Below are 11,349 nucleotides of genomic sequence, written 5' to 3'. Positions count from 1 at the left end.
ATAGGTATTTTATTACAACAAGCAAAAATATCATTCTTTGCTAAGCCAAAACTATCATTTTTGAGAAAAGATGTTATAGAATTGACAGTAAAGTAGTCAGAGGTAAACGATCATTGATCGGACAAGTCTTGAAAGTTTCGTTTTTCTTCGATAATGTATTCCGGGCGCGCTTTGATTTCGTCGAACAGTATCCCCATATATTGTCCCAATACACCTACGGTAATCAGTTGCACACCTCCGAAGAAGATGATCGTAAATATAATGGAAGTCCACCCTGTTTCGGCATTACTGAATCCGTATATCTTACCCAGTGTAAACCAGATAGCCAGAATAATTCCGACCAGGACAGCCAGAAAGCCCAGACCCATAACCATACGCAATGGCTTTTTAGAAAAATAAAGTAAAGCATTGGAGCCAAATTTCAGCATCTTCCTGATCGGATATTTTGTTTTTCCGGCAAAGCGTACTTCACGTTGGTAATAGTATGGAACTTGCTTGAATCCTACCCAGCTGATCAGCCCCCGGATGTATTTTCCTTTTTCTTTTAAGCGGTTGAATTCATCCATGATCTTCCGGTCTATCAAACGGAAATCACCGGTGTCTAAGGGGAATTGTACCTCGCTCATATAATTCATTATCTTGTAGAACATCTTGGCTGAGATACGTTTGAAGAATCCTTCTCCTACACGTGATTTACGGATACAGTAGACCACATTGGCCTGTTCTTTCTCCTGTAAGGCCAGCAATTCGGGAATTAATTCCGGAGGATCCTGCATGTCGGCATCAAGAATAATGGCCAGGTCGGCGGTGCAATTATTGATTCCAGCCGTTACGGCAGGCTGGTGTCCGAAGTTTCGTGAGAAATGAATGACTTTTATGTGTGGATCAGAAGATGCAATATTGTCAAGCAATATCCGGGTCTTATCGGTACTCCCATCGTTGATATAAATAATCTCGCTAGGGTAGGCTAAAGATGATAATACATCCTTTATGCGGCGATACGACTCGGCAATAACTGCCTCCTCATTGTGGCAAGGGACAATAATCGCAACGGTTTTCATCCTTTCTGCTCTTTAAACGTGTAGAATTTATTCATCAGAAAATTGATCACCGTGTAAAAGGCCATGGCAATTAACTGATTATAATACCCGTCTATACTCAAGGTTTTATTCAGCCAAAGTAACAGACCAAGTTGTAATGAGTAACAGATACCAAAAACAATCCCGAAGCGGATAGCGCTTCCCATCCAACTGTCGGAACTTTTAAAGGTCCATTGCTTATTCAATACAAAACTGTTCAATACCCCGGCAATATATCCTACAATGTTCGACAAGACATCCGAACAGTCGAATACCTTCATCATTACCCAGATAACAATAGCCGTGATCAGTGTATTACTTAGGCCGACAATTCCATACTTAAAGAGTTGCCTGATCGTCCCCATATTTCTTTTTAATTATTTCGGCGATTTCTGTTTCAGAGAGTTCTTTTACGTTGGTTACCGTAAATGCCATGGACAAGAAGTTGCCATATTGGTTACATTCCGATATTACATTATTCAATGCTGATTGGATATCTACACGAACTGGAATCAGAAACAACAGCTCCACATAAACATCATGGATTGTAAGTCGCTCTATTTCGCAATTCTCCTTAGGTAGGTAATAGGCAAACTCCCGTTCGATAACTTGTCGTTGATAGTCCTGGAAAGGTGTGTTTTCGGTAGCAAGAATCAATACATAAAAGCGTAATTTTTCACCTTTTCCTCCTAAACCGGTAGAAATATAGATTTGCTTTTCTTCCGACAATTCGGACTCTAATGAAATGCGGCTTTCCATCAAAGCCATATAAGCCCAGTTCATAACATCCGGATCGGGATGTTGCACATATTGCTCTAACACTCTATAAGCTCTAACCTCATTGGATACGGCCAAAGAGGAGAGGGCATATTTCTTTTGATCGGTTGCGATTTCTTTATCGGAAAGGCTTTGCTTGTAAGACTCGTATTCTTCTTCTGTCATATTATTCGGCTGATCCTGCCGTATTTTTTCGGAATATTTGAAGTATTCCATCTGCAAATCAACAGGTACCCGTTGTTCCAGTATGTGAAAATGGCCATCCATTTTACTAAAAGACTCCCGAAAACGCCCAAATACATCGTCTTTTTCTTTCATAATCTCCTTGCTTTCTCTTTCTCAACTGGCAAAGGTAATGTTTTTAAAGCTTTCTACCTTACCTTTATGTCTGCTTTTTTTCCTGTAGGCTACTGGGAGTCATTTCAAAGTACTTGCTAAAGCAGCAGGTGAAATACTTAGGATCTTGAAACCTACTTCATAAGCTATCATATTCTCATTGTACGTCTTATCATAATAATCATATAACGAAGATACAGTCAAAAATGGAAAGAATAAAAGCCGGGCGGGGATTCAATTCGTATATTAATTAACGGGTTTTGTCGCTGAAAAGATTGCATTCGTCTCATAACTTAAAAGGGTTTTAAGCTGAACTCTACTTTTGTGTTTATAAAAATAAAAACAGAAAAGTAATGAAACAGCTTATTGTATTAATATTGATTATTGCGAGTGTTTTTGCCGGAACGGGAAACGTATTGGCAGAAGGAAAATTAGGACAAACTATTCAGGGAGTTGTAACGGACCGTTCATCGGGTGCTCCGTTACCTTATGTAACAATTATGCTTCAGGATATTCCGCTGACAGGTACAACAACGAATGAAAAAGGAGAATTTATTTTACAAAATGTACCGATTGGGCGTCACGATCTGCAAGCATCTTTTGTGGGATATGAAACCATGATTATAAAAGAAGTTTTGCTGACTTCTGGCAAAGAAGTCTTTCTGGAAATTAAACTGACAGAGAATCTTACAGAGTTGGGAGAGGTGGTAGTTACCGTACAAACACAAAAGGAACTACCTTTAAATAATATGGCCTTATCGGGAGCCAGAATGCTTAGCGTAGAAGAGGCTTCCCGCTATGCGGGAGGAATGGACGACCCGGCTCGTCTGGTCAGCTCTTTTGCCGGAGTTTCTCCCGGCGTAGGAAACAATGGGATTTCAGTACACGGAAATGCTCCCAACTTGCTTCAATGGCGTTTAGAGGATGTAGAAATACCAACGCCCAACCATTTTGCTGATCTTACGACCTTGGGCGGTGGTTTGTTATCTTCGCTGAGTAGTCATGTATTGGCAAACTCAGACTTCTTTACCGGAGCCTTTCCGGCAGAGTATAATAATGCTGTATCGGGTGTATTTGATATGAAGCTGCGCAATGGAAACAACCGGAATTACGAGCACACATTCCAAGCCGGTATTTTAGGTATAGACTTAGCTTCGGAAGGCCCATTCAGTAAGAAATATAACTCTTCTTACATTTTTAATTACAGATATTCTACGACCGGACTGTTGAATAAAATCGCAGATATGGGACAGACGCTGGATTACCAGGACTTGAATTTTAAACTGCATTTCCCAACCCAAAGAAGCGGAATTTTCTCTGTTTGGGGTACGGCCCTGAAAGATAAAGTTCCGGCAGATGTAGACGAATCGGCAGATTGGGAATATTATGATGATAGCAAAGCTTCGGCTATGGAGCAGACATCGGCAGCTGCAGGTCTTAGTCATCGCTTTTTCTTTGCTGATAATGGTTTGCTTAAAACCACCCTGGCAGTAACTCATTCGGATGTAGATGCCAAAGAAGATCGTTACGATGTGAATATGAACTCAACACCGGATAATCACTTTAAGAACAGAAATACCCATTTGATACTTACCTCATACTTTAATAAGAAATACAGTAGCAGGCATACAAATAGAACAGGTTTTACAATCACAAATATGCGCTACAATACGGATATAAAACTGGCTCCGTTTGTAGGAAAACCATTAAACACCATTTCCAAAGGAGAAGGGAATACCAACCTGATCTCTGCTTATACCAGTTCTTTGTTTAACCTGAATGATAAGGTATCTGCAACAGTCGGTATAAACGGACAGATCTTGACATTAAATAATAACTGGACAATTGAACCCCGGGCAGCTATAAAATGGCAGCCATCCCGCAAGAGTTCTTTTGCTTTGGCGTATGGTTTACATAGCCGTATGGAGAAATTGGATGTTTATTTTGTGAAACCAAAAGAAAGCACGACAGGCTTGGTAAATAAAGAATTGGATTTTACGAAAACCCATCACTTTTCACTTTCATATCATCACAGAATATCCGAAAATATGAATCTGAAAGTGGAACCTTATTTCCAATATTTATTTAATGTTCCGGTAATAGCCGACAGCTCTTTTTCAATTCTGAACCGTAATACGGTATATATAGAAGATGCTTTGGTAAATGAAGGAAAAGGGCGGAATTACGGCCTGGATATTACACTGGAAAAATACATGGCAAAGGGTATGTACTATATGGTGACAGCATCGGTCTTTAATTCTGAATATTGCGGAGGTGATGGCGTTTGGCATAGTACAAAGTATAACCGGAATTATATTGTAGACGGATTATTCGGCAAAGAATGGATGTTTGGGAAAAATGACAGGAATGTATTGGGTATAAACGTTAAACTGACATTGCAGGGTGGCGACAGGTATTCTCCCATAAATGAAACAGCAACATTGGCTCACCCGGATAAAGAAACACAATATGATGAAAATGAGGCCTTCTCAAAGCAACTGTCTCCTGTTTTTCTGGCTAATTATACTATTAGTTACCGAATGAATCGTCGGAGTGTATCTCACGAATTTGCCATTAAAGGCATGAATGCTACGGGCTATAAAGAATATTTCGGGCATGCATATAATCTGCAAACAGGAATTATTGAACCCAGGAGACTAAAGAATTCTGTATTGAATGTTGTGTACAGACTTGATTTTTAATCTATTTTTGCAGAACAATGAATACAATAAGAAAAAACTATATATTTTCTCCTTTCCTGATAGATCCCAAATATAGAATTTGGCGCTTAATACTGATTGCTATAATCGGATTAATTATAACATTCAATATGGTATTTGTGGCCTATCAGGATTGTAGTAAACTGTTGGGAAATAGGGTCTATTTAATTGCTGTATCTACTTTTTTATTGTATGCTGTTGCTATGTTATTCAACTATTATTACCTGATTCCCCGCTTCCTTTTAAAAGGTAAATATATTCTGTATTCGGTTTTTCTGGTAGTTGTAGTCTTTCTATTACCAATGGCTTCTGTCTTACAGGAATATTGGGTGCGTAACACATGGGATTTGCCTCACCGGATTACGTCTTACGCCAATCCATTGATTCTGGTAGACAATCTGGCTCTGTGTATGCTGGTGCTTATCTGTTTTTTCGGTATGTCGGCTCTTGCCTTACTTCGTAGCTGGATAGAGCGTAAAGAGCATCTCAACAGGATGGAACAAGAGCATCTGTTGTCGGAAATTAATGAACTGAAAGGGCAGGTAACTCCCGCTTTTCTGTCGAAAACGCTGACAAATGCCTCCTTATTAGTAAAAACAAATCCCCGAAAAGCGACTGAAATGCTTATGCAACTGGGGCTACTATTACGCTATCAACTTTATGATTGTAACAGGGAGAAGGTGTTGCTGAAATCAGAGATAAGCTTTTTGGAAAACTTTCTACGGATAGAGCAAATTAATAAAGAAGAATTAGTCTATTCCGTTGAAACGAAAGGAGATATTAATAACACATTTATTTCACCCTTGCTTTTTATCTCTCTGATTCAAAATATGATTGAAAACAGTTCAATAATAAAACTGTTTTTCTCACTTGAAGATCAATCACTTCTTTTTCGTTACGAATCAGATAATGAAAGAAAGATGGATGAAGACGAGGCTTATACGATAAAGAGAAGGCTGGATCTGATCTATCCGGATAAGTATACGTTGTTATTGGAAACAGGAATTATTGAACTAAGAATAGATACCTCTGTATAATGGAAATAAGGACAGATAAAGACAAAATCTCCTCTTTTTTGCTGGATGATAAGTTTCGTATTTACAGGCATCTTTTATTACAACTGATCATTTTGATGATAACAATCGGTAATTTTTTTGATGCGCCCGATAAACTCAATCTGACCTGGAACCGCTTTTACGGTTGGATAGGTTATTACCTGTTCTTAAATGTGCTTGTTTATTTTAATGTTTACGTTTTATATCCTCGTTTTCTGGCAAAAAACAAAATGCTTTTATATATCGTTTCAGTTATTATTTTTACGGTTTTTATGATGTTTGGAATGATGATTTTGCAAGAATATTTCTATGATATAGCAGTGATACATCAGGAACCGTCGGCGGCAGCTATTTTTTTTAGTATTGCTTCTTCGTTGTTATCAATGTTTCTTTTTATCGGAGGAGTAGCTGCTTTCTTGTTGTTCAAACAATGGATACAAAGCAACCAACGCGTGTATGACCTGAAGGCTGCAACTTCCGAATCGGAACTGAAATTCCTGAAGAGCCAGATCAATCCTCATTTTCTGTTCAATATGCTGAATAATGCCAATATTCTGATAGATGAAGAACCGGATATGGCCTCCGGTATTTTAATCAAGCTGAAAGAACTACTCCAATATCAACTGAACGATAGCTTACAGGATAAAGTTAATCTTCAGGCTGATATTCGTTTCCTGGCAAATTACCTTGAACTGGAAAAAACAAGAAGAGATAAATTCGATTATGAAATATCGAAAAACGGTGAGCTGGAAAACGTATCAGTTGCTCCTTTATTATTTATCCCTTTTGTAGAGAATGCCGTTAAGCACAACGCTACGAATGAAGGTGATTCATTTGTTCGTATTTCTTTTAGTCTATACCGCGAAAGGCTTACTTTTATTTGCCAAAATTCAATTCCTTCAGTAGAATCGGTAAAGAAAGAAAAAGGTGGTTTGGGATTAATAAATATCAAGAGAAGGCTGGATTTACTATTCGGCAATAATTACTCTTTGGAGCAAACAAAAGCAGATAATATTTACACGGTTAAATTACAGATAAACGTATGAAATGTATAATAGTAGATGATGAGCCTATTGCCCGCAAAGGGATGAAAAAACTGATAGAAGAAATACCCCAACTGGAACTACTGGAATGTTTTAATAATGCGGAACCGGCCTTGGAGTATATGAAAACATCGTCGGTAGACCTCCTGTTTCTGGATATTCAGATGCAAGGAATGAACGGAATCGAACTGGCACGAATCATCCCAAAACATACGTTGATCATCTTTACAACAGCTTATTCCGAATATGCGCTGGATAGTTACGAGGTAGATGCTATTGATTACCTGGTGAAACCGATTGATCCTACGAAGTTCCGTAAGGCAGTAAATAAAGCCATCACGTATCATTCTCTTTTGCTGGAAGAGGAAGAAAAGAGTGTGGAAAATATAGAAGGCGAATCTATTTTTGTCAAATCAGACAGACGGTTTTTCAAAGTAAACCTGAAAGACATCCTGTTCATAGAAGCCTTAAAGGACTACGTCATAATACAGATGGACGGACAGCGGATCATCACACGCATGAATGTTAAAACGATCCACGATTTATTACCTAAAAAAGTATTCCTGCGAATCAATCGTTCCTATATCGTAAATAAGAATCATATTGAATCTTTTGACAATAACGATGTGTTTATCAAAGCATATGAAATAGCCATAGGGAATTCCTACCGCGACGACTTCTTCAAAGAATTGATGAGCAAATCAACATAGGTCAAACTTAATTTATGCATCGCTCTGGTTACTGCCACATACAGCATGCTGCGATCAATCTCCGAATGATAATTATTCTCATTAGCTTGCGGAATAATTACCTCATCAAACTCCAACCCCTTTGCCATATGTGCCGAAATAATGATAATACCCTGCACAAAGGCTGAGCTTTGGCTGGAAAGGAAATAAATGTCATCGGTATAGGTATTCAGTTTATCCGATAGCTCTTGCGCCTGTGATTCTGTTTTACAGATAATCCCAAGCGATTTGTAGTCGGATTGTTTGAAAGTAACTATCAGCTTTACAATAGCAGCGATTTCTTCTTCCTCATTCTTGCATTCCAATATTTGCGGTTTCTGTCCATGTCGTGCAACGGGTTCCAGTTCTTCATTTTCCCGAATCCTTTGTGCAAACTCGGTAATCTCGTAGGTTGAACGATAACTTTTGCATAACTTCATCACTTTGCCCGAAGCAAATACTTTTTGAATCATATCCGAAGTAGATGAGCCGTAGGGGTTTACTGACTGGTTGGCATCACCCAGAATGGTTTTCCTACAGGGGTAAAGCTTCTGTAATACTTTATATTGGATGGGAGAATAGTCCTGCATCTCATCTACTAAGAGGTGCTTGACTGAGGATTGCATATTATTCCCGTCTAAAGCAGTATGTAGATAGGCCAGCGGTGCAAGATCTGCATATTCGAGGGTGTGGTTCTTGCGCATTTTAAACAGTTCCGGTTTACCTATCCATTCAAAGAAATCTTTATAAACCTGCATATCGTTATTCCCGGCAAACATGTTTCGAATCTCTTTCTTGAGCATGTTCCGTTGGACGGTGGTAACAGTGATGTGGTATTGGATTTGTGCCATTTCCAGAATATAATCCGTCATCGTTTCAAAGCGCTGGCGCATGGGGTAGCGATTGAAGCGGTGGAATTGTTCTTCGATGTATTCGCCTGGGAGGGTAACAAATTTAGTCAGCTTTACATCCGTAGCCTTGAAATAAGTATTCTCAATATGCAGGATAAACCGGTCTAGTTGGGAAATAAAGTCGAAAGAAGCCTTATACTGTATCCGTTCGATGAAGCCTGTGGCAGGCTTACCGAGCAATTCGTTGATCTGCTCAAAGAAAGTCTGGTATTTGTATTTGTTGCCTAATATACCTGATAGGATTTGATCGATGCTGGTTTCGGGTACGGTTTCCTCACCAAGTTCAGGAAGTACGTTCGAGATATAATCGGCAAACACCTTGTTGGGCGAGATAATCAGAATGTCTTTCGAGGACAGGGTTTCCTTGAAAGTATAAAGCAGATAGGCGATACGATGCAGAGCGATGGATGTTTTGCCCGAGCCAGCCACACCCTGAATGATAAGTGCTGGGGCATCTTCATTACGGATAATCCGGTTCTGTTCCCGTTGGATAGTGGCAACGATATTCTTCATCTTATCGTCTGCATTGAAGCTGAGCTCTTTTTGTAGAATGTCATCGTGAACGGTTACGGAACTTTCGATCATAAATTCCATATGTCCTTTCCGGATGCGGTATTGGCGTTTGAGCAAAATATCTCCCTCGATCTTTCCTGTGGGAGAGAGGTAAGACGCTTCTCCCAGTTCATACTCGTAGAACATGCTGGAGATGGGAGCACGCCAGTCATAAATAATATTCTTCAGGCTTTCCGGCTCATAGAACGAATGTACACCTATGTATATAGGAACTCCTTTCTCCTTCTTTCTCTCCTTAAAGTCAATCCGTCCGAAGTAGGGAATGTCTAATATCTTACCCAGGCGTTTGCGTTTTGCGATAACCTCTTCACCAAGGGCAAAGACATTCAGGATATTTCCCCTCACTTGGGTTATTTCGTGAGGGTCGATATCGCGGTTGTCCCAGAGATATTGCTTTTGCTCGTTCAGGGTTTTCACTCGCTCTTTTACCGATACATCCGCACTACTGATGGTTTTATTCAGCAAATTGATAACCTGCTGCAAATACTCATGTTCCTGTTCCTCTGTTTTATTAAATATCATAAGAGTGCAAAATTACAATGTAGCAACGGCGCATGAAATAGCTATTTATAGCTACCTTTACACATTCAATAGCAGAATATGGATATCCTAAAACTCGCAGAAAAGAATCAGCAGTCGGCATGGAATGTGCTGGAAGAAACCGGTCTCATTCCGGCGTGGGAACGCATTGGGGCAACCGTCAATCTGGTTGGCTCACTCAAATCCGGCTTACTAATGAAAATCCGGGATATAGATATGCATATTTACACAGACAAACTCGATATTGCCGAAAGCTTCTCTGTTATGCAGGAGTTAGCAGAAAGACTACCTTTGAAAGAAATTCAGTATATCAACGGAATTGATACGGAAGAAGAGTGTATCGAATGGCATAGCCTGTACGAAGATAAGGAACGGAATATATGGAAGCTTGACATGATTCATATCCGGCGGGGATCGAAATATGATGGCACAGTAGAGCGAGTGACCGATGCTATCATCAAACAGCTAACCCCTGAACTTCGGCAGACAATCCTTCAAATTAAATACAATGTACCGGAGGGTATATTTATCCCTGGTATAGAGATATACCATGCTGTTTTCACAGGTGGAGTGAAAAGCTATGAAGAACTGGAACAATGGCGAAGAACTAATCCGCTGACAAATAGTTTGGATTGGCTGCCTTAATAGGTGATGCCCAAATCCCGGGCAGTATTGATAGCCTCCATTACATTGTCAACCTCCAGTTTGGTCAATATATTCTTTCGGTGATTGCTTACCGTATAAATGCTGATATTCAATTTATTTGCAATCTCTTTACTTAGAAAACCCTGACGAATTAATAACAGTATTTCTTTTTCCCGCTTGGTTAGTTGTTTCTCTGCCGGAATGAATGTCGGTGCAAGTATTTCGCCCGTTTTACTGTTAATGACCGTCCGTTTGATTTTTTCTGTAACTATCTGGTCAGGAGAGATATCCATTATTCCCATAATAATCCATGCCTTGCCGTTCCTATCCTTTTCAAGAACCTGCTGACGGCTGATCACATTTACATATTGCCCTTTAGCATTCCGTATCCGGTATTGAAACATCTGCCGGTAATCGTTCCTTTCTTCCTGTGGAAGCGAATAGATAAACTTCCCATGCTCAATTTGGTATTCCAACAACAGAGAGCGATCATCCGGATGTATTCTGTCTTCCAAGACATCGCCATGCTTTCGTATCGTTCTTATCCATGTAGGATTATACCCAAAAAGAGTAGAGAAATTGTCAGAAGCAAAGTCATATCTCGCTTTGAATACATCAACAGTAAAGATGCAGCTTTGAGTCATTTGAGAGAAACTCCGTATCGATTCCCGCTTCTTATTCCACAAATCATAGTCAATATCAAGACTGCTAATCTGCTGTCTTGACCAAAGTTCTTTAGGTGTTATGTTATTGGAAATCATGCAGCAAAGATAGACTAAAAACGCAGTAAAAAGCATATGGATATTGAATTTTATTGCCGATATTTTTGTTGGCTGATAATTATCGACCAGTTGACCGACGGCCGTCAGCCAACTGGTCGATAATTGTCGGTCAATTGGCCGACAGCTGTCAGCCAACAATTTGCTGGAATAAAAATGCCCG

10 protein-coding genes are annotated in these 11,349 nt (G+C 39.6%); 5 read left to right on the top strand and 5 right to left on the bottom strand.

Annotated elements, in window-relative coordinates; translation table 11 throughout:
* Positions 1-110 precede the first annotated feature (110 nt).
* From M2470_RS11755 to M2470_RS11745, 3 genes are read right to left on the bottom strand one after another with little or no spacing between them, the layout of a single operon-like run.
* Positions 111-1,061, bottom strand: coding sequence for a glycosyltransferase family 2 protein (locus tag M2470_RS11755; protein WP_280745154.1), 951 nt, complete (start codon positions 1,059-1,061; stop codon positions 111-113).
* Positions 1,058-1,444, bottom strand: a complete 387-nt coding sequence (locus M2470_RS11750; protein ID WP_280745155.1) for a GtrA family protein — start codon at positions 1,442-1,444, stop codon at positions 1,058-1,060. The genes M2470_RS11755 and M2470_RS11750 overlap by 4 nt, the downstream gene beginning before the upstream one ends.
* Positions 1,419-2,174 carry a hypothetical protein gene (locus tag M2470_RS11745; protein ID WP_280745156.1) on the bottom strand — a complete coding sequence of 252 codons (756 nt, stop codon included), beginning with the start codon at positions 2,172-2,174 and terminating at the stop codon, positions 1,419-1,421. The genes M2470_RS11750 and M2470_RS11745 overlap by 26 nt, the downstream gene beginning before the upstream one ends.
* 371 nt (positions 2,175-2,545) lie before the next feature.
* Between M2470_RS11745 and M2470_RS11740 the strand changes: the two genes are divergently transcribed.
* The 4 genes from M2470_RS11740 to M2470_RS11725 are packed head-to-tail and all read left to right on the top strand — an operon-like array spanning position 2,546 to position 7,720.
* A complete protein-coding gene (locus M2470_RS11740) occupies positions 2,546-4,894 on the top strand; it encodes a carboxypeptidase-like regulatory domain-containing protein (RefSeq protein ID WP_280745157.1) in 2,349 nt (782 codons plus the stop codon).
* A 17-nt stretch (positions 4,895-4,911) separates the two neighbouring features.
* Positions 4,912-5,949, top strand: coding sequence for a sensor histidine kinase (locus tag M2470_RS11735; protein ID WP_280745158.1), 1,038 nt, complete (start codon positions 4,912-4,914; stop codon positions 5,947-5,949).
* Complete coding sequence (locus M2470_RS11730; RefSeq protein WP_280745159.1) at positions 5,949-7,013, top strand: histidine kinase; 1,065 nt, start codon at positions 5,949-5,951, stop codon at positions 7,011-7,013. The genes M2470_RS11735 and M2470_RS11730 overlap by 1 nt, the downstream gene beginning before the upstream one ends.
* Positions 7,010-7,720, top strand: coding sequence for a LytTR family DNA-binding domain-containing protein (locus M2470_RS11725; protein ID WP_280745160.1), 711 nt, complete (start codon positions 7,010-7,012; stop codon positions 7,718-7,720). Before M2470_RS11730 ends, M2470_RS11725 begins: the two co-directional genes overlap by 4 nt.
* Here the strand turns inward: M2470_RS11725 and M2470_RS11720 are convergent.
* A complete protein-coding gene (locus tag M2470_RS11720; protein ID WP_280745161.1) occupies positions 7,675-9,744 on the bottom strand; it encodes a UvrD-helicase domain-containing protein in 2,070 nt (689 codons plus the stop codon). The genes M2470_RS11725 and M2470_RS11720 overlap by 46 nt on opposite strands.
* 78 nt (positions 9,745-9,822) lie before the next feature.
* Between M2470_RS11720 and M2470_RS11715 the strand changes: the two genes are divergently transcribed.
* A complete protein-coding gene (locus tag M2470_RS11715) occupies positions 9,823-10,407 on the top strand; it encodes a phosphoglycerate mutase family protein (protein WP_280745162.1) in 585 nt (194 codons plus the stop codon).
* On the opposite strand, the gene M2470_RS11710 is transcribed toward M2470_RS11715, so the two are convergent.
* Entirely contained in the window at positions 10,404-11,168 is a 765-nt protein-coding gene (locus M2470_RS11710) for a LuxR C-terminal-related transcriptional regulator (RefSeq protein ID WP_280745237.1), read from the bottom strand. The genes M2470_RS11715 and M2470_RS11710 overlap by 4 nt on opposite strands.
* Positions 11,169-11,349 lie beyond the last annotated feature (181 nt).

Origin of the sequence: Parabacteroides sp. PH5-46 (assembly GCF_029892785.1) — a bacterium.
Classification (GTDB): domain Bacteria; phylum Bacteroidota; class Bacteroidia; order Bacteroidales; family Tannerellaceae; genus DFXE01.
The sequence above is the reverse complement of the archived record's forward strand: the minus strand, read 5'-3'. Positions and strand labels throughout refer to the sequence as shown.

Bases quoted from the DNA above. Each gene is read 5' to 3' on its own strand.
- M2470_RS11715 (WP_280745162.1), top strand. From the start codon at position 9,823: ATGGATATCCTAAAACTCGCAGAAAAGAATCAGCAGTCGGCATGGAAT.
- M2470_RS11710 (WP_280745237.1), bottom strand. From the start codon at position 11,168: ATGATTTCCAATAACATAACACCTAAAGAACTTTGGTCAAGACAGCAG.
- M2470_RS11740 (WP_280745157.1), top strand. From the start codon at position 2,546: ATGAAACAGCTTATTGTATTAATATTGATTATTGCGAGTGTTTTTGCC.
- M2470_RS11750 (WP_280745155.1), bottom strand. From the start codon at position 1,444: ATGGGGACGATCAGGCAACTCTTTAAGTATGGAATTGTCGGCCTAAGT.
- M2470_RS11735 (WP_280745158.1), top strand. From the start codon at position 4,912: ATGAATACAATAAGAAAAAACTATATATTTTCTCCTTTCCTGATAGAT.
- M2470_RS11730 (WP_280745159.1), top strand. From the start codon at position 5,949: ATGGAAATAAGGACAGATAAAGACAAAATCTCCTCTTTTTTGCTGGAT.
- M2470_RS11725 (WP_280745160.1), top strand. From the start codon at position 7,010: ATGAAATGTATAATAGTAGATGATGAGCCTATTGCCCGCAAAGGGATG.
- M2470_RS11755 (WP_280745154.1), bottom strand. From the start codon at position 1,061: ATGAAAACCGTTGCGATTATTGTCCCTTGCCACAATGAGGAGGCAGTT.
- M2470_RS11720 (WP_280745161.1), bottom strand. From the start codon at position 9,744: ATGATATTTAATAAAACAGAGGAACAGGAACATGAGTATTTGCAGCAG.
- M2470_RS11745 (WP_280745156.1), bottom strand. From the start codon at position 2,174: ATGAAAGAAAAAGACGATGTATTTGGGCGTTTTCGGGAGTCTTTTAGT.